27 protein-coding genes and 1 pseudogene are annotated in these 25,850 nt (G+C 63.0%); 16 read left to right on the forward strand and 12 right to left on the reverse strand.

Features of this window, described 5'->3' with window-relative positions; genetic code table 11:
- Positions 1 to 15 precede the first annotated feature (15 nt).
- Positions 16 to 888, reverse strand: a complete 873-nt coding sequence (gene pdxY, locus ACZBJS_RS19900; protein WP_316395807.1) for a pyridoxal kinase PdxY — start codon at positions 886 to 888, stop codon at positions 16 to 18.
- A 10-nt stretch (positions 889 to 898) separates the two neighbouring features.
- Positions 899 to 1,072 carry a hypothetical protein gene (locus tag ACZBJS_RS19905; protein WP_016840760.1) on the reverse strand — a complete coding sequence of 58 codons (174 nt, stop codon included), beginning with the start codon at positions 1,070 to 1,072 and terminating at the stop codon, positions 899 to 901.
- 589 nt (positions 1,073 to 1,661) lie between these two features.
- Here ACZBJS_RS19905 and ACZBJS_RS19910 point away from each other — a divergent pair.
- Both ACZBJS_RS19910 and ACZBJS_RS19915 read left to right on the forward strand, forming a co-directional pair.
- Positions 1,662 to 1,904 carry a hypothetical protein gene (locus tag ACZBJS_RS19910; protein WP_316395805.1) on the forward strand — a complete coding sequence of 81 codons (243 nt, stop codon included), beginning with the start codon at positions 1,662 to 1,664 and terminating at the stop codon, positions 1,902 to 1,904.
- Positions 1,905 to 1,990: 86 nt separating this feature from the next.
- Positions 1,991 to 2,659: an FMN-binding negative transcriptional regulator gene (locus ACZBJS_RS19915; RefSeq protein WP_316395804.1), complete on the forward strand. Its 669-nt coding sequence runs from the start codon at positions 1,991 to 1,993 to the stop codon at positions 2,657 to 2,659.
- 272 nt (positions 2,660 to 2,931) lie between these two features.
- Here ACZBJS_RS19915 and ACZBJS_RS19920 read toward each other — a convergent pair whose 3' ends face one another.
- The gene (locus tag ACZBJS_RS19920) at positions 2,932 to 3,735 is read right to left on the reverse strand and encodes an alpha/beta fold hydrolase (protein ID WP_310884727.1); all 804 of its coding nucleotides are present in this window, start codon (positions 3,733 to 3,735) and stop codon (positions 2,932 to 2,934) included.
- A 116-nt stretch (positions 3,736 to 3,851) separates the two neighbouring features.
- Here ACZBJS_RS19920 and ACZBJS_RS19925 point away from each other — a divergent pair.
- Both ACZBJS_RS19925 and ACZBJS_RS19930 read left to right on the forward strand, forming a co-directional pair.
- Positions 3,852 to 3,986: pseudogene (locus ACZBJS_RS19925) on the forward strand (helix-turn-helix domain-containing protein); the annotation flags it as partial.
- 81 nt (positions 3,987 to 4,067) lie between these two features.
- Positions 4,068 to 4,790 (forward strand): substrate-binding domain-containing protein, encoded by a 723-nt coding sequence (locus tag ACZBJS_RS19930; protein WP_463439061.1) that lies wholly within the window; start codon positions 4,068 to 4,070, stop codon positions 4,788 to 4,790.
- A 1,095-nt stretch (positions 4,791 to 5,885) separates the two neighbouring features.
- On the opposite strand, the gene ACZBJS_RS19935 is transcribed toward ACZBJS_RS19930, so the two are convergent.
- Positions 5,886 to 6,077, reverse strand: coding sequence for a hypothetical protein (locus ACZBJS_RS19935; RefSeq protein ID WP_463439041.1), 192 nt, complete (start codon positions 6,075 to 6,077; stop codon positions 5,886 to 5,888).
- 5 nt (positions 6,078 to 6,082) lie between these two features.
- On the opposite strand from ACZBJS_RS19935, the gene ACZBJS_RS19940 reads away from it, so the two are divergent.
- From ACZBJS_RS19940 to panD, 7 genes are all read left to right on the forward strand, one after another.
- Positions 6,083 to 7,789 carry an autotransporter domain-containing protein gene (locus ACZBJS_RS19940; RefSeq protein ID WP_463439042.1) on the forward strand — a complete coding sequence of 569 codons (1,707 nt, stop codon included), beginning with the start codon at positions 6,083 to 6,085 and terminating at the stop codon, positions 7,787 to 7,789.
- A gap of 9 nt (positions 7,790 to 7,798) precedes the next feature.
- A complete protein-coding gene (locus ACZBJS_RS19945) occupies positions 7,799 to 8,536 on the forward strand; it encodes a DUF6065 family protein (protein ID WP_141342626.1) in 738 nt (245 codons plus the stop codon).
- A 228-nt stretch (positions 8,537 to 8,764) separates the two neighbouring features.
- On the forward strand, positions 8,765 to 9,502 hold the full coding sequence (locus tag ACZBJS_RS19950; RefSeq protein ID WP_316395800.1) for an ROK family protein: 738 nt from the start codon (positions 8,765 to 8,767) through the stop codon (positions 9,500 to 9,502).
- 128 nt (positions 9,503 to 9,630) lie between these two features.
- Positions 9,631 to 9,891 (forward strand): PepSY domain-containing protein, encoded by a 261-nt coding sequence (locus ACZBJS_RS19955; RefSeq protein WP_057019961.1) that lies wholly within the window; start codon positions 9,631 to 9,633, stop codon positions 9,889 to 9,891.
- Between the two features lie 183 nt (positions 9,892 to 10,074).
- The gene (locus ACZBJS_RS19960) at positions 10,075 to 11,358 is read left to right on the forward strand and encodes a cystathionine gamma-synthase family protein (protein WP_316395799.1); all 1,284 of its coding nucleotides are present in this window, start codon (positions 10,075 to 10,077) and stop codon (positions 11,356 to 11,358) included.
- A 112-nt stretch (positions 11,359 to 11,470) separates the two neighbouring features.
- Complete coding sequence (locus ACZBJS_RS19965; protein WP_310884722.1) at positions 11,471 to 11,773, forward strand: putative quinol monooxygenase; 303 nt, start codon at positions 11,471 to 11,473, stop codon at positions 11,771 to 11,773.
- A 242-nt stretch (positions 11,774 to 12,015) separates the two neighbouring features.
- Complete coding sequence (panD, locus tag ACZBJS_RS19970) at positions 12,016 to 12,405, forward strand: aspartate 1-decarboxylase (RefSeq protein ID WP_316395798.1); 390 nt, start codon at positions 12,016 to 12,018, stop codon at positions 12,403 to 12,405.
- An 11-nt stretch (positions 12,406 to 12,416) separates the two neighbouring features.
- Here the strand turns inward: panD and ACZBJS_RS19975 are convergent, their stop codons facing one another.
- On the reverse strand, positions 12,417 to 12,767 hold the full coding sequence (locus ACZBJS_RS19975; RefSeq protein WP_057019964.1) for a zinc ribbon domain-containing protein YjdM: 351 nt from the start codon (positions 12,765 to 12,767) through the stop codon (positions 12,417 to 12,419).
- A gap of 272 nt (positions 12,768 to 13,039) precedes the next feature.
- On the opposite strand from ACZBJS_RS19975, the gene ACZBJS_RS19980 reads away from it, so the two are divergent.
- Entirely contained in the window at positions 13,040 to 14,257 is a 1,218-nt protein-coding gene (locus ACZBJS_RS19980) for a S1C family serine protease (RefSeq protein ID WP_316395797.1), read from the forward strand.
- Positions 14,258 to 14,295: 38 nt separating this feature from the next.
- On the opposite strand, the gene ACZBJS_RS19985 is transcribed toward ACZBJS_RS19980, so the two are convergent.
- A complete protein-coding gene (locus ACZBJS_RS19985; protein ID WP_316395796.1) occupies positions 14,296 to 15,291 on the reverse strand; it encodes an LLM class flavin-dependent oxidoreductase in 996 nt (331 codons plus the stop codon).
- An 84-nt stretch (positions 15,292 to 15,375) separates the two neighbouring features.
- Here ACZBJS_RS19985 and ACZBJS_RS19990 point away from each other — a divergent pair, with 84 nt between their 5' ends.
- Positions 15,376 to 15,516 (forward strand): hypothetical protein, encoded by a 141-nt coding sequence (locus ACZBJS_RS19990; protein WP_316395795.1) that lies wholly within the window; start codon positions 15,376 to 15,378, stop codon positions 15,514 to 15,516.
- Between the two features lie 13 nt (positions 15,517 to 15,529).
- Here ACZBJS_RS19990 and ACZBJS_RS19995 read toward each other — a convergent pair whose 3' ends face one another.
- Complete coding sequence (locus tag ACZBJS_RS19995) at positions 15,530 to 16,318, reverse strand: hypothetical protein (RefSeq protein ID WP_463439043.1); 789 nt, start codon at positions 16,316 to 16,318, stop codon at positions 15,530 to 15,532.
- Between the two features lie 372 nt (positions 16,319 to 16,690).
- On the opposite strand from ACZBJS_RS19995, the gene ACZBJS_RS20000 reads away from it, so the two are divergent.
- On the forward strand, positions 16,691 to 17,245 hold the full coding sequence (locus ACZBJS_RS20000; RefSeq protein WP_463439044.1) for a hypothetical protein: 555 nt from the start codon (positions 16,691 to 16,693) through the stop codon (positions 17,243 to 17,245).
- Positions 17,246 to 17,504: 259 nt separating this feature from the next.
- Positions 17,505 to 18,629 carry a metallophosphoesterase gene (locus ACZBJS_RS20005; RefSeq protein ID WP_463439062.1) on the forward strand — a complete coding sequence of 375 codons (1,125 nt, stop codon included), beginning with the start codon at positions 17,505 to 17,507 and terminating at the stop codon, positions 18,627 to 18,629.
- 206 nt (positions 18,630 to 18,835) lie between these two features.
- On the opposite strand, the gene ACZBJS_RS20010 is transcribed toward ACZBJS_RS20005, so the two are convergent.
- Together ACZBJS_RS20010 and ACZBJS_RS20015 are read right to left on the reverse strand one after the other, a co-directional pair.
- Positions 18,836 to 19,090 carry a hypothetical protein gene (locus ACZBJS_RS20010; RefSeq protein ID WP_463439045.1) on the reverse strand — a complete coding sequence of 85 codons (255 nt, stop codon included), beginning with the start codon at positions 19,088 to 19,090 and terminating at the stop codon, positions 18,836 to 18,838.
- A gap of 282 nt (positions 19,091 to 19,372) precedes the next feature.
- A complete protein-coding gene (locus tag ACZBJS_RS20015) occupies positions 19,373 to 20,068 on the reverse strand; it encodes a hypothetical protein (protein ID WP_463439046.1) in 696 nt (231 codons plus the stop codon).
- Positions 20,069 to 20,420: 352 nt separating this feature from the next.
- Between ACZBJS_RS20015 and ACZBJS_RS20020 the strand changes: the two genes are divergently transcribed.
- Positions 20,421 to 21,128: a L,D-transpeptidase gene (locus ACZBJS_RS20020; protein WP_168859022.1), complete on the forward strand. Its 708-nt coding sequence runs from the start codon at positions 20,421 to 20,423 to the stop codon at positions 21,126 to 21,128.
- Between the two features lie 146 nt (positions 21,129 to 21,274).
- Here ACZBJS_RS20020 and ACZBJS_RS20025 read toward each other — a convergent pair whose 3' ends face one another.
- From ACZBJS_RS20025 to ACZBJS_RS20035, 3 genes are all read right to left on the reverse strand, one after another.
- The gene (locus ACZBJS_RS20025; RefSeq protein WP_463439047.1) at positions 21,275 to 21,538 is read right to left on the reverse strand and encodes a Swt1 family HEPN domain-containing protein; all 264 of its coding nucleotides are present in this window, start codon (positions 21,536 to 21,538) and stop codon (positions 21,275 to 21,277) included.
- Between the two features lie 37 nt (positions 21,539 to 21,575).
- Positions 21,576 to 21,920, reverse strand: a complete 345-nt coding sequence (locus ACZBJS_RS20030; RefSeq protein ID WP_463439048.1) for a DUF5343 domain-containing protein — start codon at positions 21,918 to 21,920, stop codon at positions 21,576 to 21,578.
- A gap of 88 nt (positions 21,921 to 22,008) precedes the next feature.
- Positions 22,009 to 25,782: a vitamin B12-dependent ribonucleotide reductase gene (locus ACZBJS_RS20035; RefSeq protein ID WP_463439049.1), complete on the reverse strand. Its 3,774-nt coding sequence runs from the start codon at positions 25,780 to 25,782 to the stop codon at positions 22,009 to 22,011.
- Between the last annotated feature and the right edge of the window lie 68 nt (positions 25,783 to 25,850).

A 25,850-nucleotide genomic window follows, 5' to 3' on the forward strand; every position in this document is an offset into this window, starting at 1 on the left:
GACCTGTCCCGGATGTCAGGATGCGGCGATGGTAACCGCCGCGAAGCGCGGCTTCGGATCAAGCATCACGCCGGCGCTTTCGACAATGCGCATTTCCTCGGTCCCGCTCTGCGCCGTGCGCTCCAGCACGCCGTGGATGCCTGACGCAGCGTGGCTGAGCGCATCCGGCGTCGCAAGGCCGCGCGCGCGGGCGGCGACGAACAGCGCGGCGAACAGGTCTCCGGTGCCGGACGGGCTGATCGGAACCCGCGGCGTGCGCACGCGCCAGGCGCAAGTCTTGTCGGATTGAGTGCGCTCGATCGCCAGCGTCTCGATCTCGCTGTGCGGCGTGCCGGCCAGCTCGGCGCTGGTGATGACGACGGTCGCAGGTCCCCGCGCCATCAGCGCGCTCGCCTGCGCGACGACGTCATCGATCGTCGTCACGCGCGCGCCGCAGAGGAATTCGAACTCGAAATGGTTGGGCGTGATGATGTCGGCGAGCGGGCAGAGCTGGTCGCGCACCAGCGGCGGAATGTCCGATCGCACGAACATGCCGCGGTCGCGGTCGCCGAGCACGGGATCGCAGCAATAGAGCAGGGCCGGGTTCGTCGCCTTCGCGCGCTCGACGAAGTCGGCCACGTCCATCGCGATGTCGGCCGAGCCGAGATAGCCCGACAGGATCAGCCGCGCGGCCTCGACCGCGCCGCGCTCCTCGATGCCGCGCAGCAGGTCAGCGACCAGCTGCACGTCGAGCACCCGGCCGCGGATGGTCGGATAGCCCGGCCGATTGCTGAGCAGCGTGGTCGGCACGGCGACGACATCGATGCCGTGCAGCTGGATCGGAAAGCTGGCGGCGCTGTTGCCGACATGGCCCCAGGCGACCTGTGACTGGATTGAGATGATCGTCATCTTGTGCGCATCACCCGAACAGTGCGGCGTAGATGACGTAGAGCCAGCCCAGGATACCGTGGATGATGGCCCACAGGATCGAATGGTTCTTGGTGTAGGAGATCGCGATCGCCAGCGCCGAGCCGAACCCCACGCCGTATTTCGCGCCCTCGACGCGGACGCCATAATATCGATTGCCGTTCATGGGGAATCCTTCCAGCGGGAGGGCGTGAGCGTGGAGACAGCGTAACCTGCCAGTTGCCGTCAGTTCAACGGCGGATTGGGATTCCGCGGCATTGCTAAGCTCGATCATTCCTGGGCAAAGCCCTCGCCTTTACTGCCGGCATGACGGTGATGGAGTCGGCGCGCGCATCTTTCTCCATTCGCCGGGACGACATCGAACGTGTGGTGCGCTGCGAGTCATACATCCGCATTCTCGCGACATGTTTTGTCTGATCGCACCCATGGGCCGCGAGCAAAGGGCAGTAAGCGGAATATTTTCTTATTCTGATATCGACAGGTTTTGCTGAGTTGCCCGTGGGGCTGTTTTGTCGCAGGCGGCGCAGCCGGGTTTGTCTTGCCGGTTCGCGTCGGGACCTCGTCTGTCACGCTGCGATCAACCGATCGTGTCGGATCGACGTGGAAGAAGATGCACGGGTGGACTGTCTTGCATCCAAACGCTTGCCTCATGGCGTCGGAACAAGACGGCAGAGCGATCGATCATGATGTGAGCGCGAACCGATCGGCGGGCGGCGAACAATGCGCCGGCGCGCCGAATCCAACAGGAGCAACTGATGTCCAGGATCAAACAGATTGCGGCCGCGCTGACCGCGCTCGCCATGCTGACGGCGTCGGCCACGGCACACGGAGTGCCGGCGGCGGGCCCATCCGCACTCGCGAAGAGCCATGCCGCCGCCGGCCGCTGGAGCGGCGGTCCGCCGCGCATGGCGGTGCCGCATTTCGGCGAGTCCGAGGCGCTGCCGCGCGACCAGCCCGGCGGTGTCTGCGATCACGGCGACAATGCCATGATCTGCTGAGCCGGATCGTGCATGGCGGTGATCTCCGGCGAAAGTTGCGCTAGCCTTGCTGGGTCGTCTCCCTCCAGCTCGCGAGCGCCGCCGCCATGCACATCCTCCGTCCCCAGTTTCGCATTGAGCAAGACCGCGCGCTCGCCTTTGCGGCCGCGCGCAGCTTCGGCGCCATCGTCGCCGCCGATGCACGCGGCCCGCGCGCGTCCCACGTGCCGTTCGTGATCGAGCGGCGCGACGAGCGCGTGATCGTGCAGATCCATCTCACCGCGAAGAATCCGCTGGTCGAGCTCGCCGACGGTGTCAGGCGCTTCCTCCTGATCGTCTCCGGCGATGACACCTACATCTCGAACGACTGGTATGTCTCACCCGACAACGTTTCGACCTGGCTCTACGAGGCGGTGCATTTGTCCGGCGTCGCGCATCTGCGCGATCACGGCGAGAACCGCGGCCATGGCGACGCGCTGCTCGCGGTCTCCGAGGCGCGGCTGCAAAAGCAGCCCTGGGACCTGACGCAGATGGAGCCCGGCAAGCGCGAAGCGATGCTGGCGGGGATCAGGGTGATCGACATCGTCGTCGACGAGATCGAGGGCCAGTCAAAGCTGAACCAGCACAAGAGCGATGCGGATTATGTCGCGCTGGTCAATCGCCTCGCGCGCGCGGAGGAGACGGCAAGCCAAAGGCTGGCGGAGAAGATGCGCGCGCTGCGGCCGGAGCTTGAATACGACGTTGGACGGTGCGCAGGGAGGGTCAGCTCCGTGTAACCCGGCGCTGTCTCAACGCGGCAGAGGGCGGATTACGCTTGCGCTAATCCGCTCCACAGAGCCGATCGCCATCGAATCCGCAAACCTGTTGTTAAGAATCGCTTCGCGCCGATTTGCTCGATTCCGATTCGTTCTTTGCGAACAAAATGGAGTCGAATGGGGAACATGTGGTGCGTGATCCATGTAGCCCGCACGAGCGAAGCGATATGCGGGCCTGATCACGTACTCTTGGAGCGGTCCCGGATGTCGCTTCGCTCATCCGGGCTACGCAGTCATGTGGTGGAGAGCGCCAGGAAGCTCACGACCTCGCTGTTGAATCGATCCGGCTGCTCGATGTTGAGGATGTGAACGCCGGGCAGCAGGACGAGCTTGGCATCGGTGATTGTCGCGGCGATATCAGCGCTGTGGCTGGCCCGCGTGACCGTGTCGCTCTCGCCGCCGATGACGAGGGTCGGCGCCGCAATCAGCGAGATGGCGCGGCGGAGATCGACGTCGCGCAGTGCGGCGTAACATCCGGCGAGACCGCGCGGCGGCGTGGTCAGCACCATGTTGCGGAATTCGTCGACGACCTCGTTCGGCGCGGCCAGCATCGTCGCCGGAAACCAGTTGCGCATGAACCCGTCTGCGATTCCATTCATGTCCTTGGCCGCAAGCACCGCGCGGATCTGCTCGTCGAACGCCAGTTCGGACGCCAGATAGGGCGAGGTGTTCGAGAGGATCAGGCGGTCGATGCGGTCAGGCGCGAAGATGCCGAGCCATTGCCCGACGAACCCGCCGAGCGACAGACCGAGGAAATGTGCGCGATCGATGCCGAGGGCGTCGAGCAGTTCGACCACGTCGCGGCCGAGCCGGTCGATCGAGTAGGCGCCCGTGGGCGCGTCCGAACCGCCGTGACCGCGGGTGTCGTAGCGGAGCACCCGAAACGACCGGCTGAGGGCCGGCATCGAACGATCCCACATGTGCAGGTTGGTGGCGATCGAGTTCGACAGCGCGAGCACCGGCCGATCGTCGGGACCGTCGATGCGGTACGCAATCCGGCAGCCATCCGCCGTGGTGAAGTGTCGATCGCCGCTCATCTCGTCAGTCCCTTGTGCTGGTGGAAGCCGGCAGGCTTCGCGTCGACCCAGGCTAGGACTCGCGCCTTCGAAGAAAAATTACTAAGATTGATCAATCTCTGTAGGTTTTATGGACAATGGATCGGATCAAGCTGCACGATTTGCGCTGCTTTGACGCTGTCGCGACCGAGGGAAGCTTTCAGGCCGCCGGCACGGCGCTGAACCGGTCGCACCCGTCGGTGTTTGCGGCTGTCGCCCGGCTCGAGCAGCAGCTCGGCCTTACGCTGTTCGATCGCAGCGGATACCGTATCGGGCTGACGGACGCCGGCCGGACGTTTCACGCACGCGCGCAGGTGACGCTGCGCGAGCTCGATCTGCTGCGGGGCTATGCGGAGCAGCTTGCAGGCGGAGAAGAAGTCGTCCTGCGCATCGTCATCGGCGACCTGTGTCCGCGGCCGCCGGTGCTGCAGATGCTCTCGGCGTTCTTTGCCCGCTATCCCAACACGCGCCTGCACCTGGAATATGAGGCGGTCGGCGGACCGCTCGAGCGCCTGATCGATGATAACGCCGATCTGGTGTTTCATCGCGCGGAGCCGTCCGATCCGCGCTTCGAACAGATCAGGCTCTCGCGCACGACCATGGTGCCGGTCGTCGCTCCCGGCTTTCTGCCGTTTGCGTGGACGAAGAAAGTCACACCGGAGCAGATGCGCCCCTTCGCGCAGTGCATCATCCGCGACACGGCGCGGCGAGCGTCGCCGGAAAACTTCTTCCTGATCGAAGGTGCGCATCAGTGTAGCGTGCCGGACCAGATGATGAAGAAGGAGCTGATCCTGCATCGTCTTGCCTGGGGCCATCTGCCCGCATGGCTGGTCGAGGACGAGCTGCGGGACGGCAGGCTGATCAGCATCGCCGGACCGAATTTTCCGGGCCGCGAGGAAAAGCTTGCGGCAGTCCGTCATCGCCAGCATTCGCACGGACCGGTCGCCGAAGCGCTCTGGCTTCACCTCAAAGGCTGGCGGCTCGCTCAGCGTGCAGGGCGGGCGACCCGACCGGTCCGCGCGAAGCGCGGCCGATAATGGGCGCGGAGTAACCCGACGCGGTGATGTCGTCGGTGGATGTCCGATTACGCTTGCGCTCATCCGCCGTACGAAGCGCCGCGGCATCGAATCGCGCAAACCTCTTGTTAAGTATCGTTTTGCGTCGATTTTTCGATTCCGATTCGTTCCTCGCGAACAAACTGGAGTCGGATCGGGAACGTGGCCGTGGTGCGACTCATCGATCGATCAGTGATGCGGGAGAACGCAGTGTGCCTGAGATGCGCCGCGGTGTTGCACGCCGAGAGCAATAATCCCATCATGATACAACATCGATTGTTCGGATGCGGTCGATGTATGTGCGTTGTTAACATCTGGATCGCGCCGATTTTCCTGATTCCGATTCGTTCTGCGCGAACAAACTGGAGTCGGATCGCGAACGCGATCGTTGTGCGGCCCACGGGAGCAAGGTGCAGTTTATGTCATAGCTTGCGCGACGATGCGGAGAGTTCGGCGCCGATCGCGCGAGGTTGCGAGGAACTATCGTGGAAATTGTAGTGAATCGTTGCCACGCGGCAACATCAGGAAACTATTTCAGGTAGCAATTCATCACGCCGCAATTATGTGACTGAATATTTCATCCCCAAGCGTTAGCGTGCAGTGGGGCCGATTTGTGGAGACCGCGGATGGATGCACCGCGAACTCGTTCGGCCTTGATTCCATCAACGATGCCAACCGAAGCCTCGGTAGGATCCAACCGACAGCACGCATGTTCCGCTCCGACGGAGCGATACTGGCAGACGCGAGTTCGTCCCTTCTTATTGGGGACCGCGGCGTCGCTCGTTTCCGGCAACGTCGCGGTCGCCGCGGACCGAATCCATCTGGGCTTCGACGGCTATCGCTCCGCGACCAATGACTATTGCATCAATGCGAGCAGCGTGCAGGGCGATCCGCAGACTGGATTCATGTGGCGCTTCAGCAAGAGCGGAACGCTTACCGGAGGACCTACCTTCCTCGATCTGCGAACGGACACTGCAACCGAGGTGTTTCCGCCATCGTTCGACGATCATGAGAAGTTCAGGGCCTGGGGCAGCGTCCTAGGACCTCTGATCGGCGAAAAATCCATATCAAACGATGTCAATGCGTTCCGTGACCAGGTCTGTTCGATAGCGCCGCCGCCACCGCCACCAGGGCCGCCGGGGCCACCTCCGCCTCCGCCTCCACCTCCACCCACTCCGGTGCCACCGTCACCGCCGCCACCGCCACCGCCTCCGCCGGGGCCACCGCCGCCACCACCACCACCGGCGCCGCCACCACCTCCGCCGCCATCGCCAATGCCGCATGCGAACCTCGCACGCGCGTTGGGGACGGACTTTGCGCGCAGCTACTTCATCTCGGACGCGATCCTTGCGGGGTTCAACCAGTACGCAAGCATCGCCACCAATCCTTCCTATGCGTCGATCGGCCACGGTTGGCATGCTTGGGTAACACCGCGCCAGGTCAATTTCACCGACCGCATCGTCGGACTCACGTCGTACGGCACGCTGTCTGAACTCACATACGGGCTCGACTACCGTGTCAGCCCGGATCTCGTTGCCGGCTTTGCGTTCAATCCTGAAAGCACCAAAGTCACCTACGACGGACTGAATGCATCGATTTATCAGTCGGGAATCGGCGGCGGACCCTACCTGGGATGGTTCGTCAGCCCGACGACACTGTTTGATGCCTGGCTCGGTTACGCACGGCTTGATCGTGCCTTCGACGTTTTCGGCCATGGTGCCAATATGCCTGTCGACCGCGTGTTTCTATCGGCGAGCCTGACCCAGATTGTCGATACGCCATGGGCGCGCGTCGTGCCCCGGTTCACGTTTTTTCATGCTCACGACGACGTCGGGGGCGTTACAAGCGGCCAGGGATTTCCCATCCCCGGCCAAGCCTACAGCTGGGGCCACGTCGAAGGTTCTGTGGAGGTCAATCGAGATTTCGTGGTCGACCAGCGTTTCCTACTGCAGCCGTTCGTCCAGGCAACGTTGCGATACGACACGCAACAGCTTGTCGATACCGTTACCACGATCGACGGCACCGACATTGGGCTCACGCGCTGGCATGGACAGCTGCGTGGCGGCGTTCGCGCCCAACTTGGATCGCAAGCCGAACTATGGCTATCGGGCGGCTATTTGTCATTCTTCACACCCGGGATCGATGCCTGGGAGGCGAAAGCGCATTTCCGGATGCGCTTCGACGAGACGAACTCGGCGTTGGCCGCTTATATGCCGGTCAAGGCGCCGCCGCCAGTCGCCCCGTTCAGCTGGACTGGCTGCAGTGTCGGCGTGAATGCGGGGTATGGTTCAGCCAAGGCGCAATTCTCTTCCGATCCAAATGGCGCCATCATCGATTTCGCGCAACGTAACGGCGTCCTTCCCGAAATCGCCGCTCAACAGGCGGGCTCGATCAGTACCCGGAACACGGGAGGGCTGACTGCCGGCGGCGGCCTTTCCTGCAACGTGCAGTATGACAAGACGGTCATCGGACTAGAAACCGACATCAACTACACAGATCTGCAATCGTCCCAGCTGCGCGGGCCGTTTCCGCTCGCGGCCGGCGTATCAACCACCTGGGAGAACAGTTTTCGCTCGAATTACCTCGGCACGGTCCGTGGGCGTCTGGGAATCCTGGCCAATCAATCGAACATGCTGTACGTGACCGCGGGCCTCGCCTATGCGGATTATGCATTTTCGACGGCAACAGATTTTCCCGGCTTCAGTGGCTTTCGATTTGCGGGCTCCGACTCCCGTGTGAAGCCGGGCTGGACGGCGGGCGTCGGCTGGGAGGCCGTCGTGAGCGGCCCTTGGACCGCCAAGTTCGAATATCTCTATGTCGATCTCGGTGATCGGATGGCCCCGGCACCGCAGAACATCGGTGGGCTCAGCGCGTACGCTTGGGACCACTCGGCGAAATTGACTGAAAACATTGTTCGCGTAGGGTTGAGCTATAAGTTGACTGGTCCGCCAAGCAGCGGCAGCAGCTGGTTCTCGCGATAAGGCTGGGTGATGCCAAAGCTCATTGCCTATACGATGGACGGCCATGCGGTTCACATCCGGCCTGCATCGCCCGAGCGCGATTGGATGGATGCTTCCGACCAGCGCTATGCGTACCGCTGCCTGCCACTCAACATTGCAAACGCCCATGGCTGGGAACTGCTCTGTCCGTCAGGCTTCTCGGCTCGTTGGGACGGGCTCAATCATAAGGAGACCATTCGGGTCAAGGCTGATCTCGGCACCGACGCGCCGGCTGTGAGTCACTTCGGACATGGTGTATTGACCTTCCACGTCCCGTGCCTGTTCCGCACCGATCCTGGTTTCGACCTTTTTGTCACCGGACCCATCAACAGGCCGAAAGACGCCATTGCGCCGTTGAGCGGGGTCATCGAGACGGATTGGTCACCGTACACCTTCACGATGAACTGGCGATTCACGCGTTCAAACACAAAGATACGATTTGAGCGGGGGGAGCCCTATTGCCATCTTTTTCCGATTGAGCGTGGCAGTCTTGAGCGGATCGAGCCGGAGACGTTGCCACTATCGAAGGCGCCCGACATCGAGCGCGAGCACAGACTGTGGTCCGAAGGCCGCAACGCCTTCAATACCGACTTGCAGGACCCGGGATCGGGGGCAACGCAGCAGCGGTGGCAAAAGACCTATTTTCGGGGCCTCAATCCCTCGGGCGAAGAAACGCATGCGGATCACCGGAGCCGGCTTCGCTTGAAGGATTTCGTGTCAAAGGATTAGTCCGGCCGACGGGCCGAATTTGTGCGGACAGCGCACGGCCCCACATCGCCCCGCAGCGCAATCGCTACGCGCCGTTGATGATGCACACGACTTCTTAATGTTTGGACTCTCCTGACTTGTTCGATTCCGATTCGTTCTTGGCGAACAAATTGGAGTCAGATGCAGAACGTCGCTGTGGTGCGCGATGCGTTTCTCTGCTCCACTCGGCGCGCATAGGAGAGTGGATTGATGGCCAAGAAGGCAGGCAACAAGACCAGCAAGAAGACGAACGGGCCCGCGTCGCGCCGCACTGTGCTGGCGATCGACGTCGGCGGCACGCATGTGAAGGTCATGACCGACAAGGAGCGCATCAAGCGCGAATTCGAGTCGGGTCCAACTCTGTCCGCGACCGAGATGGTGCGGCAGGTCAAGCTGCTCACCAAGGACTGGTCCTATGATGTGATCTCGGTCGGTTATCCGGGACCCGTCGTTCACAACCGTCCGCTGACCGAGCCGCACAATCTCGGCCGCGGCTGGGCCGGCTTCGATTTTCACCACGCGTTCGGCCGCCCGACCAGGGTCGTCAACGATGCGCTGATGCAGGCGATCGGCAGCTATCAGGGCGGGCGGATGCTGTTTCTCGGCCTCGGCACCGGCCTCGGCTCGGCGATGATCGTGGACGGTGTTTACGAGCCGATGGAGCTTGGTCATTTGCCGTACCGCAAGGGCGCGACGTTCGAGGATTATGTCGGCGCCGCGGGTCTCGAGCGGCGCGGCCGGAAGAAATGGCGCAAGAGCGTCGACGACGTCATCGCGCGGCTGTCCGCCGCGCTGGAGCCCGAGTACATCGTGCTCGGCGGCGGCAATGCCGACAAGGTCGACAACCCGCCGCCCAAGGTGAGGTTCGGCGACAACGCCAACGCATTCGAGGGCGGATTTCGAATGTGGAAGAAGAGAGCGCGCAAGGCGAACGGCGGGCGTCGATGAAACCGGAACCGCCACCAAATCGCCGCAACTGCCGAAGTTTCGCGCTGCTTCGCACTCCTGTTGTCGGAACTGATGGGTGCGCCGCTCGTTTTATGCGGCATAACATCCTGTTCCATGAGGAGTGAGCCATGCGAAGTTTCATTATTCCCGCGATCGCGGCCCTGGCGATCGGCGCAGCGACGCCGGCGATGGCCTACGATTCCGGCAGCCAGGTCTCGATGGAGGCCGCGCTCGATGTCGCGACCGGTCTCGGCATCGTGACGGTGTCCAACACCCAGTTCCTCGGCGACGAGTGGGAGGTCGAGGGGCGTGACCGCCTCGGCCGCTGGATGAAGGTCGATGTCGACGCGCGGACCGGCGAGGTGCGCAACGTGGATCGCGGCTGGTAGCCCGCGTCTTCACCGCTGCGTGAAAATTCGGAACGGCCGGCGGAGCAGGGCGCACGCCGGCCGTTCGTTATCCAGAACTGTCTGATGCCGTGCTTTGGCTGAATGGCATAAAGCTGGGGTATGCTGGTCCCATCATTCCGGGAATCGCCGCCAGCGCGGCGGCCCGTGAACAGGAGACCGGCCATGACAAAACCGTTTCCGTCCAAAACCCATATCGGCAATCACCTGCTGCATCCGGAAACCCAGATGCTGAACTACGGCTACGATCCGCAGCTGTCGGAGGGGGCCGTCAAGCCGCCCGTGTTCCTGACCTCGACCTTCGTGTTCCGCACCGCCGAGGACGGCAAGGACTTCTTCGACTTTGTCGCGGGCCGGCGCGAGCCTCCGGAGGGCATGGGGGCGGGGCTGGTCTATTCGCGCTTCAACCATCCGAACAGCGAGATCGTCGAGGACCGGCTTGCGATCTATGAGCGCACCGAGAGCTGCGCGCTGTTCTCCTCCGGCATGTCGGCGATCTCGACCACGGTGCTGGCCTTCGCGCGGCCCGGCGACGTGATCCTGCATTCGCAGCCGCTCTATGGCGGCACCGAGACGCTGTTCACCAGGACACTGGCGGGTTTCTCGATTCACGCCGTGGGCTTTGCCGACGGCCTCGACGAGAGTGTCATCCGCGCCGCTGCCGACGAGGCGATGAAGAAGGGCCGTGTCGCGATGATCTTCATCGAGACGCCGGCCAATCCGACCAACGGCCTGGTCGATATCGCGCTGACGCGGCGCATCGCCGATGCGATCGGCAAGGCACAGGGCCATACGCCGATCATCGCCTGCGACAACACGCTGCTCGGGCCGGTATTTCAGCGGCCGATCGAGCACGGCGCCGATCTCTCGCTGTACTCGCTGACGAAATATGTCGGCGGCCATTCCGACCTGATCGCGGGCGCGGCGCTCGGCTCGAAGAAGCTGATGAAGGACATCAAGGCGCTGCGCGGCGCGATCGGCACCCAGCTCGATCCGCATTCCTGCTGGATGATCAGCCGTTCGCTGGAAACGCTCAGCCTGCGCATGGAAAAGGCCGACCGCAACGCGCGGATCGTCGCCGACTATCTGCGCGACCATCCCAAGGTGGCGCAGGTGCATTATCTCGGCCATCACGATCCGGCGTCGCCTGCGGGGCGCGTGTTCGCGAGCCAAAGCAGCGGCGCCGGTTCGACCTTCTCGTTCGACATCGTCGGCGGGCAGCAGGCGGCGGAGAAATTCCTCAACTCGCTGCAGATCTTCAAGCTCGCAGTCAGCCTCGGCGGCACCGAGTCGCTCGCGAGCCTGCCGGCCACCATGACGCATTCCGGCGTGCCAGCCAACATCCGCAAGCGGATCGGCGTGCTGGATTCGACAATCCGGCTCTCGATCGGGATCGAGCATCCGTCCGACCTGGTGGCCGACATCGCGCAGGCGTTGAGCCGGGTGTGAGCCAGTCAAAAGCGTGTAGGATGGGTCGAGCCAACGGGGCCGCGCGTCGCGCGGCCCGATGATAAACTCCACGAAACCCGTCCTACGGGCTACCAACCTCCGGAGAGAGTGCATGCTGGCAATCACGGCGATCATCCGCGCGAAGAAGGGCCATGAGCCGGCGATGCGTCAGGCGTTGCTCGACGTCGTCGAGCATGTCCGCGCCAACGAGCCGTCCACCGTCGGCTACTACGTCTCGCAGGATGTCGACAGTCCGCGGATATTTTCGACGTATGAGCGATACCTGGATCAGGCGGCGATGGACCGGCACAACAATTCGCCGGCTGTGGCGCGCTTCTTTGAGGTCGCGAAGCCGATCCTCGACGGCGAGGTGATAGTGGTCTTGGCGAACGAGATTGCGAGCAAGCGAGAGTAGGGCGTTCGCTACCGGGTCACAAATAATAGCCTGCTCCGGAAAGGCTCCGCCGCAGCGCATTCATTCTCCGATTTCGGTGGCGCGGAGCATTGCAGCCCGGCGCGGTCGACGATTTCAGGACAAACCCATCGTCGCGGAACTGCGCTCGAAGCGAGCGTACACCCGGACAACGTTGACGCGGAGGCGGCGCGCCGTTATTGGCGGCGCGGAAAATTCCGACGCAACGATACGGGATGGTCTCGATGCAAGTGACTTTGATGAAGGGCAAGATTCATCGCGCGCACGTCACCGAAGCGGACTTGCATTACGAGGGATCGATTTCGATCGACCGCAATTTGATCGAGGCCGCCGGTTTCCTCATCAATGAACGCGTCGACATCTATAACGTCGACACCGGCGCGCGCTTCTCGACCTACGTGATCGAGGCGCCGGCGGGATCGGGCACCATCGGCCTCAACGGCGCGGCCGCACGGCTTGCCATGGCCGGCGACAAGGTCATCATCGTCGCCTATGCCAGCTTCGACGCCGACGAGGCGCGCAAATTTCATCCGCGGGTCGTGCTGGTCGACGACAAGAACCGGCACATCGCGAAGGCTGCCGCCTCACCGGCGAAAGCATTGGCGGATGCGTAAGCTGGGCTACGCTAGGCCTTCTTGACGAACTCCGATTTCAGATTCATCGCGCCGATGCCGTCGATCTTGCAGGCGATGTTGTGTCCGTCGCTGCCCTCGGTGAGGCGGATGTTCCTGACCTTGGTGCCGCCCTTGACCACCGACGACGAGCCCTTGACCTTGAGGTCCTTGATCACGATGACGCTGTCGCCGTCCGTCAGCGGGTTGCCGTGCGCGTCGCGCACGCCCGCTTGCTGGGCGGTCTTGGCGGCCGCGGCCGCATCGCTGCTCCACTCATGGGCACATTCCGGGCAAACCCAGAGAACGCCGTCCTGATAGGCATGCTCGGAATTGCATTTCGGGCAGTTCATTGCGGCGTCCATAGTCGAGATCGTCTCCGTCGTTGCGGGCGCACCGTAGAGGCACAGGCGGCCAAAGCAAGCAAAAACCCGGCGATTTGATGCGCAAAGCGGCGCAAAGATGGCGAGCCGCCCGTCCACGGCGGATGCCGATGGAACGGTCTGCGCCTCTATCCGTTGCCGTCCGTCGCTCGGCATTGCGCCCCTGTGCTTGCGGGGAACGGTTCACTGATCGTCGCGTCCGGCCGGCAATTCATCCAGGAGCAATCGGCTGATCCCAAACATGGACGCGGAAGATGAATCAGAGAAATCCGGCCTTCGTCTGCCTTCGCACGTCGCTCGTCACCGCCGCCTTCACATCGGCGTTGCTGGTGGGCGCTAGTCTTGTGAGCGCAAGTCTTGCCCACGCACAGTCAGTGAATTCGCGCGCGGATCACGGCAATGGTGGTCCTGGCGAGTTCGCCGACCTTGCCGAGAAGGTCGGGCCGGCCGTGATTGGCGTCAACGCCAAGGTGGCGGCAGCGGCGGATGACGACGACTCGTCTCCCGGTGACTCCCCCGGCGGTTCTCTCGGGCCGGATGGCTCGCCCGATCAGGACACGCCGGGAAGGGCCGTTCCGGATCCCGGCAGGCGCGGACCAGGCAATCTGCCGAAGTTGGGTGAGATGACCTCGATCGGTTCGGGCTTCTTCATCTCGGCGGACGGCTACGCAGTGACGAACAATCACGTCCTCGGCGGCAGCGACCGCGCCGATGTCCGCACCAGCGACAACAAGGTCTACAAGGCGAAAGTCCTGGGCAAGGATCCGGTCAGCGACCTGGCCCTGCTCAAGGTCGATGGGCGGACCGACTTCAGCTATGTCAAGCTCGCGGATCAAGCGCCGCGCACCGGCGATTGGGTGCTCGCGGCCGGCAATTCATTCGGTCTCGGAAACACCGTCACCGCGGGGATCGTCTCGGCGCGTGCACGCGACCTGGAAACGGGGTCGTCGGAAGATTTCGTCCAGATCGACGCTCGGATCAACCGCGGCGATTCCGGCGGCCCGAGCTTCAACACGCATGGCGAGGTGATCGGCGTGAACAGCCTGATCTTCTCGCCCTCCGGCGGCTCGGTCGGCGTCGCGTTTGCGATACCCGCGGATACCGTGAAGACGGTGATCCCGCAGCTGAAGGACAAGGGCTCGGTCACGCGCGGCTGGATGGGCGCGCAGATTCAATCGATCACCCCCGGCATTGCCGAAAGCTTGGGTGCGAACAATCTGCACGGCGCGGTCGTGGTCGGCGTGCAGACCGGCGGTCCGGCAGCGAAGGCCGGATTGAGGCGAGGGGACGTGATCACCTCGGTCAATGACGAGCCGATCAAGAGCGCCAACGAGCTGACCAAGAAGGTCTATGCGGGCGCGCCGGGCAGCTCGGTCAAGCTTTCGATGCTGCGGGACAACGCGCCGAATTCGCTGAGCGTGACGCTCGGCCAGCTCGCGCAGTCGCAGGCGCCCGCCGGCGCGCCGAAGTGAGGCTGCGTTAGTGTGTCGGCTACTGCCCATCCTGCAGGCTACGTCTGCGGCGCGATCGCGCCGGCCTTGGCGATCAGCTCGAACGATCGCAGCCGCTTCTGGTGATCATAGACGTCGGACACGATCATCAGCTCGTCGGCGCCGGTCTCCGCGACCAGCGCGTCGATGCCGGCGCGCACCGTCGCGGGCGAGCCGATGATGGAACGCGCGAGCATCCGCATCGCCTGCACCTTCTCCGCCGGCGACCAGTAGCTCTCGATGTCGTCGATCGGCGGCTGGCTGAGGCCGCGCGCGCCGCGGAAGATGTTGGTGAACGACATCTGCTGCGTGGTCGCGAGCCGCCGCGCCTCCTCGTCGGTGTCGGCGGCGATGATGTTGACGCCGACCATGGTGTAGGGGCGATCGAGCTGCTCCGACGGCTTGAAGCGGGCGCGATAGATCTGCAGCGCCTGGATCAGCAGCTCGGGGGCAAAGTGCGAGGCGAAGGCGTAGGGCAGGCCGAGCTCGCCGGCCAGCATCGCGCCGAAATTGCTCGAGCCGAGAATCCACAGCGGCACGTCGGTGCCGGCGGCCGGCACCGCCTGGATGCGCTGGTTGGGACCGGCGGCGGCGAGGAAGGCCTGCACCTCGAGCACGTCCTGCGGAAAGTTCTCGGCGGATTCCGGCGTGCGGCGCAGCGCGCGCAGCGTGAGCTGGTCGGTGCCCGGGGCGCGGCCGAGGCCGAGGTCGATACGATCGGGAAACAGCCGCGCCAGCGTGCCGAACTGCTCGGCGATAACGTAGGGCGCGTGGTTCGGCAGCATGATGCCGCCGGCGCCGACCCGGATGGTCTTGGTGCCCGCCGCGATGTGCCCGATCACGACCGACGTCGCCGCGCTCGCGATGCCCGCCATGTTGTGATGCTCCGCCACCCAGATGCGGCGATAGCCGAGCGCCTCCGCATGCACGGCGACATCGCGCGCGTTATAGAGCGCGCCGCGCGCGTCGGTTTCCTCGGTGACGCGGACGAGATCGAGAATGGAGAGGGCGGCCACGGCGACTCCGGAGCGTTAGGGACGGGGAGCCGATGGTATTTGGCTGTGTCCAGGTGGATGCGAAACGGCGGGGGCAGCCGGTTCATGCAGATGCATATGGATGCGGTCGCCTTGCCGGTCAATCCGCCCGATGCGATCGAGGAAGCAGAGCTGCCCATCCAAAATATCGAAAACAACCCCATGCAAAGGTGCAGGCTGCCGCCGGCACTCGGAAAAGCGACTTGACGCGTCGGGCAAATCAGCGATACTTTTCCATTATTCCGAAATGACCCCGTCGCCCGCCGCCATCGGAGATCCGTCGCGTCAGTCCCCAGACGATTGCGGCCGTGGCTGAAGTCGCGAGCAGATGCTTCAACGTGTGTCCGCTGACGAACTGAATCGTGTCTGCGATCTGGTGGTCGAGCACCTCGGCGATCTTGGCCAGCACGTACAACATCATCGCGGCGGCGAATGCGATGCGGTCGGCACGCGGCGCGCGATAGATCGACTGCCAGAGCTGGATCAGGATGAGCGGGAGGACCTGCAGCAGCAGATACGGTCGCAGGTCGCCCGCACCATGTCGGTCGGTGGTGACCCACCATGCGACGCTGGCGGCGGCGTAAAGCCCGAGAAGGATCGTTTCGATGTTCGTCTTCGATCCCGGCCGGGTGTCGCCGCGGACGCCGACCAGCAGGCCCGCGCCGGCAAGCGCGATCGGCAGCATGTCCCAGGTCAGTCGGCCATTGTCGGGAGCGAGGTGAAAGAAGGCGGACCCGAAGGCGGTCAGGAACAGTCCGATCAGGAACAGGCGGTAGCCGGGCCATCCGGCGCGCAGCCGATCGCTGTTGCGGTGAGGGCGCAGCGCCAGCCAGCCCCAGATCGCGACCAGGGCGAAGCCGATGTTCGACAAGACATCGCCTGCGTGGGGAATGCCTGACAGGGCCGAGTGGTCGGCGAAATCGTTGTAGCCCGCCGGCTGCGCGATGCGCCCGTGCACCGCGAATGCCGCGATGATGCCGATCGTGATGATCGTCGGGGCGACTTTCATCCACGGTTTCACGGGCCGTTCGGAACCGGTCAATCCGTCCATCCGGAAGGTCGTTTGCATCGTCGGCTCTCGACAAAATGAACAATGTTCAATATCTGGCATGAAAATGAGCGGTGTTCAAGTTTTGTTTTTGGGCTTTTGATCGGCCTCAATGGTGGAGGTGCGCTCAACCGAGCTGCGAGCAAAGGCCGCTCCTTGGCGCTGCCCTTGCAATTCCCGTCGGAGTTGCGACGGAAGGATTGCGCCCGACGACCGACGCTCCACATCTCAGGAGATGAGTGGCCGTGGTGCAGAAGGCGGACTGTCGAAGGGCAAACCGATGAGGCTCGCGGATTTCGTCCCCAAGAGAAATCAGTCTTGGAGAGAACAGTCATGGCCGACATTGCCCGATTGGCAGTGGCTCAATTTTGTGGTGAGGCCCTTGGGTGGGTCGGCTTTTTTCTGATCTTTCTGGCAGGTAGCATCAGCATCTACGCAGGACTGGCCGCACTTTTATCTTGTGCGCTGCTCGTTACGCTGCTTCTGCGGCGAGAGTTCAGACTGGACATCGAGGCTCTCGATGATCCCAGCGACAATCCCCGCGCGAACCGCTTGATCGGCAATACCTCCGCCGATGCCTCAATCAGAAGGCATCGGAGAGCACTTGGCCAGGCCGCCCCGCGTCCGGCTAGCCGCACGGCCCGCGCGCTCGGCGCTTTGGAGGATATGGCATTTCGGTTTGTGGTCGAACTTTCCAAATGCGTCGCAATCGTCATTGCCCTGACGCTTGGGATGGGTTTTGTCGCTGAAGCGGTTGCGATCGTTCTGTCCGACCGGGATGTCGGTGGTGCCGTCGGGTCTGGTCTGGCCGGCGTTGCCGGCGGCGTGCTCGGCCTGGTCCTTGCCGTCGTGATCGTGCTCAGACGCATTGCCGATATCGAGGATTGATCGGGCTTCCGGCATTTGCGCCGCAAGACCGCGGCAAGCAGTGACTGCGCGAGCGAAGCGAGATACGGGGCCGGCGTACGCATCCTGTGATGCTGGCCCTGGGTGTCGCTTCCTCGTCCGGGCGAGCGCGCAGGGCAATTCGGCAAGGCGCAATGTGCCGAAAATGTTATTGACGCTGGCGCCTTACGCGGGCGGCCGTTCCACCCTACCTTCGCTGGGCGCCGCACAGCCTTAACCGATCCGATCCGGAGCGAGACCTATTCCCCAGCTCATATTCGGCGTGACCAGCCTGCTGATCCTGGCCCGCTTCATCTGGCCACTCGACTGGCCGCTCCCGGCAAAGATCGTCGCCGCGTTGCTGGTGCTGGTCGCCTTGCAGTTTCACCGCTGGAACAGACTGTCGTCGGGATCGGAATTCTCGCCGGAGTTTCCGCGTCCGGTGGTCGTCCTGTTCAACTGGGCGTTCGGTGCGATCATGCTGCTGGCGCTGCTGCAACTGGCGCTCGATGCCGGGCTGCTGGTGGCCGCGCTGATCCACGGCGGCTTCGTCGGCGCGCCCGACGGCGTCCGCTACGCACTTGCTGCGCTCGCGGGCGCCGCCGCCGCGATCGGCGTGCATCAGGCGATGCGCATTCCGCCGCTCAGGGATGTCGAGGTCGGCATAAGGGGACTTCCGCTACAGTTCGACGGCTACACCATGCTGCAACTGACCGACCTTCACATCAGCCGGCTGTTTCCTGCGCCATGGGCGCGCGCCGTCGTCGAGCGATCGAACAAGCTCGGCGCCGACCTGATCGCGATTACCGGCGATCTGATCGACGGCACCATTGATGCGCGGCGCAACGACATCGCGCCGCTGCGCGACCTGATGGCCGCCGATGGCGTCTACGTGATCTCGGGCAATCACGAATATATCTTCGGCTATGACGGATGGATGGCGCATTACGAAGCGCTCGGCCTGCGCTCGCTCGAGAACCGGCACATCGTGCTCGAGCGCGGCGCCGGCAAGCTCGTGATCGCAGGGATCACCGACCGCGCGTCGCGCCACCGGGGGCATTCCATCCGCGACCTTGCCGCGGTTCTCGACGGCGCCCCCAAGGGCGCGCCCGTCGTCCTGCTCGACCACCAGCCGAGCGACGCACGAAAGGCGGCCCGGCTCGGCGTCGCCCTGCAGCTCTCCGGACACACCCATGGCGGATTGATCCTGGGGATCGATCGCCTCGCCGCGCGCGCCAATGCCGGCTTCGTCTCCGGCCGCTACGACGTCGACGGGATGACGCTCTACGTCAACAACGGCACCGCGCTCTGGCCGGGCTTTGCCTTGCGGCTCGGCCGCCCGTCCGAATTGACCCGGATCACGTTGCGTGTGGCTGAAGGCGTCTGATCGATTTGTTGCGCATGCGATGCGCGGTGTCCGGTCTGTTTCTCGGCCAGGGCGGCAGCGGTAGCCCGCATGAGCGAAGCGACATGCGGGGTCGGTCGTGCGTATGGCGATGCCGGTCCCGGATATCGCTTCGCTCATCCGGGCTACGAGGCTTCCGATTCGTGCACGAGCAAACCTTCCGAAGGTCGCAGGAGGGTGAGAATCGGTCACTCACGTTCCAAGGCCGGCGGCTGCCATGCGTCGATCGCCGTCTCCGGGTAAATCTGCACCGAGCCGGGCTCGAAGCAGCTCTCGATCGCATATCCGAGCCTGGTCAAATCCGTACGATACCAACCAACGATTCGACCGCGCCATGATGCTCGCCCTTTCTTGGCGGCATAGTCACCCATTTGAAACTTTGCATCTGCGGGCCACGGATCGACCATCTCGCCTCCGACCGAATTGCCTTGAAAAGAAGACATTATGGCCGACCCATCTACGTCCGCAACGGGTCGATTTCGTCCCGCCGATCTCGGTCTGACAGCGGCAATGATCTTGCCAGCTTCACACCAATCCCTTCGCGATCGAGGTGCAGCGAAGGCGGCCTGAGAAAACGAACAAGCACGTAACGAGTAGGGTGGGTTCGCCAACGGATCGCGCGGAGCGCGTGTCCGATGATAGACTCCTCGTAATCCGCCGCTCGGCGTTACCGCGACGAAGGGCGGATTACGCTGCGCTAATCCGCCCTACGAGCCGCGAGATACTCATCGCGTCGGTCTCGTTTGGTAGACACCTGAAAATGAGACGTTTGTCCCGCCGCAATGGAGGTTGTCGCCGACAACCAGTAACTTGCCGACGAGCTGCATCGTGACCTGACAGTCGAGTTCGTCCGTCCCGTCACCGAATTTCATCTTATCGCCTGAAGGTTTTGCTTCGTAATCAAGCTCGCCGGAATGGATGCGGCTGCCCGAACCCCAAATGGCCTCGCCCTTGATGGCCAGCTGACCTGCCTCTTTCGATTTCGAGATGCGAATGACGTTGTCGTAGGCACGCCATTCGCCGAGCCAATCCCGTTCTGCCGGTCCTCGTATGTCCTCCTGCCACGCAAGCCTTTCGATCTCGATCCAGCCGACCGTCTCAGTGCCCTTGCGAGGTTGAAACCAACTGCATGCGAACTTGCCTGACGTCCGGGAAACAATGACTTCATCGTTGCGAACGACATAAGTTTTCAGACGACAGGCTTGGTCGTCGGGGCAACGCTCGTTGCCGTCGCCGCGGAAATAGATCCTGTCGCCGGCTGCGCCTTTGATCTTCGCCAGCCTGTAGTCGGTGCTCTCGCGCGGGAAATATCCGTTCCGACAAATGTTGTCGGCGTTGCCCTTGAGCTGGCCGGATGCGGGCGAGGTTTGGAGAATGCTCCATGCGAGGAGTCCGAGCGAAGCCTGGACAACGCGTCTCATTGGGTTTTCACCTTCGATTCATTTTCCGCATGGAATGCGGCAGGGTAGCGGGGCGGTGATTCCATACTAATTTGGTCCGACAAAGCGCCGCAGATCAATCGCATGAAAACGTGATCAATCAGTTGTTGCCATCGCGTAGGGCGGATTAGCCGAAGGCGTAACCCGCCGACCTTTAGCTCATGGAGCGAAGGCGGAAGCGTAATCCGCCGAAGTTCTCGCATTGTTCTCGGAAGGATTCACAAGACCATCTGTTGGTCAACCTCAGACAATGACGAAGAACTTTTCTTTTCCCTTCTACTGTATGCCAAAGTCTGCTTCGGCCGCGCAACGGGACAAGGGAAAATCAGAAATCATGATCATGGACCGTGGAATTGCCGACGCCGGTGCGATGGGCGAGGGCGCTCTGCCTGGGCCTCGGTCGCGGCTTCTCAACCGCCGGGCGTTTCTGGTCGGTTCTGCTGCTGGTCTCGCCGCACTGAGCCTGGCCGGTTGTGCGTCCGACTACATGAGCCTGGCCGAGGCGGAGAAGGTCTACGGGCCCGTGCCCGACGAGAAATTCCCGATCCCCGCGGTCGACGTCAGTAAGGTCGATCCGAAATATTTTCGCAAGACCGTGAAGTACCACAGCGATGAGGCGCCCGGTACGATCATCGTCGATCCGAGCAAATACTATGTCTACCGCATCGAAGGCGAAGGAAACGCGACCCGCTATGGCGCCAATGTCGGCCGCGATGGGTTCCGGTGGAGCGGGGAGGCTTATGTCGGGCGCAAAGCCGAATGGCCGACCTGGACGCCACCCAAGGAGATGATCGCGCGCCAGCCGGAGGCGGGCAAATATGCTCGCGGCATGGCGGGGGGTCTCGACAATCCACTTGGCGCGCGCGTGCTCTACCTCTACCAAAATGGGGTGTACACGCTTTACACGATCTATAGCACCAGCGCCCCCGAAACGATCGGGAACGGTATTACGAGCGGCTGTACCGGCCTCCTCAGTCAGGACATGATCGACCTCTATTCGCGAACGCCCCTCAAAACGAAGGTGATCGTGCTGCCGGCGTAGGCAACGGCGCAGGCACTGCCAGCAAGCAGCCCGCATGAGCAAAGCGATATGCGGGATTGATCTTTGGGACCTGCGTGTCGGCCCCGGATGTCGCTTCGCTCTTCCGGGCTACGCTTGCTGCCGTAAGCAGGCCGCGAGTAGGCGGGCTAGCCGGCCTGCCTTATCCAGTCTCTTATGTTCATCCCAATGCGTTCAATGTCCTCTTTGGCAAGTGCTCCACCATGCATGATAATATTTCGCGATTTTTCTAGGCTGTTGAGCGTTGCCTTCGCCCATTCGAGATTGCCCAAGAGATCTTCGAAAACATTCCAGTTTGTTACGATGATCGATGAGAGGTCACCAAAATCACAATAGTTGATGTCAACAGCTCCGCGAGCTCCGTGCCAGCGAGATTTTGCATCCTCCTCCATACGCGTGTTCGAAGTCTTACGAATTCTTTCGGGTACTTTAGAGAGTTCGGAGTTTGTTTCGAGCGTCGTCAACCGTGAAGTCGTTTGCCTTTGTGTTTATCGCGAAGAGGTCCGCAAAAGCCTCGCGAATGCCTTCGGCAACGACCTGCTTTGAGCGGCTACGATCCATAAAGGCGAAATAGCGATTCTGAGGAGTGCCATCTCTATTGAGAAAGCCAAGGTCCTTGAGGATGCCAATGAACAAGCGATCGTTGGTGGACGTGAACCCCAGATTCTCCAAAAATTTCACCGAAAAGCGTTCCGGCGGTTGGGCGTCAAGCATTGCATCGAAGTAGGCCGGTATAGAATTGGGCTTAATAGTATAGCTATCAGGAAGTGTCATAGGGGCGTATCCAACGTTAGATTGAGTTCCTTGCCAAGAAGAAGGCCGCTTGGAGCGGCCTTCTTTACCTGCGTAAATGCGATTGTTGCTACGAACACCCCGTCGTGGACCCGCACGTATCGCACTTCATGCAGGTCCCATTCCGCACCAGCGTGAAGTTGCCGCACTCCGAGCACATCTCGCCTTCGTAGCCCTTGGCCTTCGCTTCGGCGCGACGTTCCGCCTTGCTTGGGGCGGCGGCTGCGGCGGTGCCGGGCTTGCTCCAGTTCAGGGCCTCGAGCTTCTCGGTCGGCGAGAGGTCGTGGCTGACTTCCTGCTTCAGGGCGACCGCGCCTTCGACGGTGTCGGAGGCGCCGCGGGCGGTTGCGCCGTGGGAGGCGAGCGCGGTGACGCGGTTGCCGGCGGGCGCGTTGTCGGCGCCCTGGCTCACCGCGGCCGAGCCGCCGCGCATGACGACGAGGTTGTCGGTGCGCGACCGGGTCAGGCCCTTCGACAGGTACTTGGTCGCCTGGTGCTGGGCGGGGGCCTCATCCGGCTCCTTGCCTTCCTCGACGCCCTTGCCGAGCGCGTCGAAGCCAGACTCGTTCGGATCGACATGGGCGAGATCGAATCGCGCCATGTAGCTCACCGCGAGCTCGCGGAAGACATAGTCGAGGATCGAGGTCGCGTACTTGATGGAGTCGTTGCCCTGCACGGGACCCGCGGGTTCGAAGCGGGTGAAGGTGAAGGCGTCGACATATTCTTCCAGCGGCACGCCGTATTGCAGACCCAGAGATACTGCGATCGCAAAATTGTTGATGAAGGAGCGCAGCGCCGCGCCTTCCTTGTGCATGTCGATGAAGATCTCGCCGAGCCTGCCGTCGTCATATTCGCCGGTGCGCAGGTAGACCTTGTGGCCGCCGACAACGGCCTTCTGGGTGTAACCCTTGCGGCGGTCCGGCATCTTCTCGCGCTCGCGCATCACGACGATGCGCTCGACCAGCTTCTCGACGATCTTCTCCGAGACCTGGGCGGCACGCGCGGCCATCGGCTTCTCGTAGAGCGCCTCGACCGCATCGTCTTCGTCCTCATCGTCGGCGATGAGCTGCGAGTTCAGCGGCTGCGACAGCTTCGAGCCGTCGCGGTACAGCGCGTTGGCCTTCAGCGCCAGCTTCCACGACAACAGGTAGGCGGACTTGCAGTCCTCCACCGTGGCGTCGTTCGGCATGTTGATGGTCTTGGAGATCGCGCCCGAGATGAACGGCTGCGAGGCCGCCATCATCCTGATGTGGCTCTCGACCGAGAGGTAGCGTTTTCCAATTTTGCCGCAGGGGTTGGCGCAGTCGAACACGGGATAGTGCTCCGCCTTCAAATGAGGCGCGCCTTCCACCGTCATCGCGCCGCAGATGTGCACGTTGGCGGCCTCGATCTCGCGCTTGGTGAAGCCGACGGCCTGGAGCAGGTCGAAGCCGGGGGCTGCGATCGCTTCCGCGCCGATGCCGAGCTGGTCGCGGATGAAGTCTTCGCCGAAGGTCCACTTGTTGAAGGCGAACTTGATGTCGAACGCGGTCGGCAGCGCCTTTTCCACCTTGGCAATGGCTTCGTCGGTGAAGCCTTTTGCCTTGAGGGTCGAGGCGTTGATGCCGGGCGCATTCGACAGCGAGCCGTGGCCGACGGCGTAGGCCTCGATCTCGGCGATCTCGCTCTCGCGATAGCCGAGCGCGCGCAGCGCCGACGGCACCGCCTGGTTGATGATCTTGAAGTAGCCGCCGCCGGCGAGCTTCTTGAACTTGACCAGCGCGAAGTCGGGCTCGATGCCGGTGGTGTCGCAATCCATCACGAGGCCGATGGTGCCGGTCGGCGCCACCACGGTGGTCTGGGCATTGCGATAGCCGTTGACCTCGCCGAGCGCCAGCGCGTCGTCCCAGGCCAGCCTGGCGTGGGTGACGATGTCTTCCTGCGGGCAGGAGGCGTGATCGAGCGGCACCGGGTTGACCGACAGCGCCTCGTAACCGGTGGCGTTGCCGTGGGCGGCGCGGCGGTGGTTGCGGATCACGCGCAGCATGTGGGCCGCGTTCTTCTTGTAGCCCGGGAAGGTGCCGAGCTCGGCCGCCATCTCGGCCGAGGTCTTGTAGGCGATGCCGGTCATTACAGCGGTCAGCGCGCCGCACAGCGAACGGCCTTCCTTGCTGTCATAGGGCAGGCCCATGGTCATCAAGAGGCCGCCGATGTTTGCAAAACCGAGGCCGAGCGTGCGGAATTCGTAGGACAGTTCGGCGATCGCCTTCGACGGGAACTGGGCCATCATGACGGAGATTTCGAGCACGATGGTCCAGAGCCGGCAGAGGTGCTCGTAGGACTCGATGTCGAACCGCTTGGTGGTCGTGCTGTAGAACGTCAGCAGGTTGGCCGAGGCGAGGTTGCACGCCGTGTCGTCCAGGAACATGTATTCCGAGCACGGATTGGACGCGCGGATGTCGCCGGACGCCTTGCAGGTGTGCCAGTCGTTCATCGTGGTGTTGAAGTGCAGGCCGGGATCGGCGCTCGCCCAGGCGGCGTAGCCGATCTTCTCCCAGAGGTCGCGGGCCTTCAGCGTCTTTGTGACCTTCCTGGTGGTGCGGCCGACCAGATTCCAATCACCGTCCGTTTCCACCGCGCGCAGAAAATCGTCCTTCAGCGACACCGAGTTGTTGGAGTTCTGGCCGGAGACGGTGAGGTACGCCTCGGAATCCCAGTCGGTGTCGTAGGTGTCGAACGAGATGTCCTTGTAGCCCTGCTTGGCGAACTGGATGACGCGCTTGATGTAGTTGTCCGGCACCAGCGCGCGGCGCGCGAGCTTGATCTCGCGGCGGAGCGCCGGGTTCTTCTCGGGATCGAAGCAGTCGTCGCCGCTGCCTTCGCAGTTCACGCAGGCCTTCATCACGGCCTTGAGGTGCTTCTGGTTGATCTTGGAGCCGGTGACGAGGGCGGCGACCTTCTGCTCCTCCTTCACCTTCCAGTCGATATAGGTCTCGATATCGGGGTGATCGGCGTCGACCACGACCATCTTGGCGGCGCGGCGCGTGGTGCCGCCCGACTTGATCGCGCCCGCGGCGCGGTCGCCGATCTTGAGGAAGCTCATCAGGCCGCTTGAGCGGCCGCCGCCGGACAGCTTTTCGCCTTCGCCGCGCAGGCTCGAGAAATTGGAGCCGGTGCCGGAGCCGTATTTGAACAGGCGCGCCTCGCGCACCCAGAGGTCCATGATGCCGCCCTCGTTGACGAGGTCGTCGCCGACGCCCTGGATGAAGCAGGCATGCGGCTGCGGATGCTCATAGGCCGATTTCGACTTGGTGAGCTTGCCGGTCTTCCAATCGACGTAATAGTGGCCCTGGCCGGGACCATCGACGCCATAGGCCCAATGCAGTCCGGTGTTGAACCATTGCGGCGAGTTCGGCGCGACCATCTGTTTTGCGAGCTGGAAGCGGAGCTCGTCGAAGAAGGCGAGGGCGTCTTCTTCCGTGGAGAAGTAGCCGCCCTTCCAGCCCCAATAGGTCCAGCAGCCGGCGAGGCGATCGAACACCTGCTTGGCCGAGGTCTCGCCGACGATGCGCTCGTTCTCGGGCAGGAGGCCAAGCGCCTCGGTGTCCGGCACCGAACGCCACAGCCACGACGGCACGGTCTCTTCCTCGACCTTCTTCAGGCGCGCGGCAACGCCCGCTTTACGGAAATACTTCTGCGCCAGCACGTCGGAGGCGACCTGCGACCAGAACTCCGGAACCTCGACGTTCTCGGCGCGGAACACGACCGAGCCGTCCGGATTGCGGATCTCTGAGGTGGTCAGGCGGAAATTGATCCCGGCATAGGGAGATTGTCCGCTGGTGGTGTTGCGTCGTTCGATTCGCATGGTCGAGCCCCGTCTCTTCTTCTGCCCGGCCCCACGTTTCCCCGCAGGTGCCGGAATGTTGTCTGTTC

The sequence above is a fragment of the Bradyrhizobium sp. KZN70725 genome (assembly GCF_055264925.1).